We start from the raw sequence: 421 nt of genomic DNA, 5'->3' as shown, positions 1-421 counted from the left end.
GGTCACCGCTCCGGACAACGTCTACGCAGGCGCCAACGACCCGGTGATCAAGTCGATCGCTTCGGTCAGCGGCACCGATGTCGGCAAGTTCGAGCAGCTGACCCTGGACAAGACTCCGGTCAGCACCACGGTCACCGACGAGCCAGGTACGCCGGGCAACCCAGGCGGCAACAACGAAGGCGACCTGGTCAAGGTCACCATCACCGCCGACCAGCCTTCGGTGGCCGAGAACGTCAAACCGACCTTCACGGTAAACATCAACCAGGCACTGGCCCACGATCTGGTCGTAACCCTGAGCAACAACGCTCAGGTCACTATCAAGGCCGGCCAGACCAGCGCAGCGTACGAGCACGCAGCTCAAGGTGATGACGTCTACAAAGACTCGGGTGAAGTCAGCCTGGGTATCAAGTCCGCTGTGGAC

At 61.5% G+C, this 421-nt stretch carries 1 protein-coding gene; it reads left to right on the top strand.

The features are described 5' to 3' along the window. A partial coding sequence (locus QSV36_RS14695) for an immunoglobulin-like domain-containing protein (RefSeq protein ID WP_289132659.1) occupies positions 1 to 421 on the top strand: 421 nt, incomplete at both ends.

Source organism: Pseudomonas sp. BCRC 81390, assembly GCF_030341915.1.
In the GTDB taxonomy this organism is placed as follows: Bacteria; Pseudomonadota; Gammaproteobacteria; order Pseudomonadales; family Pseudomonadaceae; genus Aquipseudomonas.
Note: the sequence above shows the minus strand (reverse complement) of the source record. Positions and strands in the feature narration are given on the sequence as shown.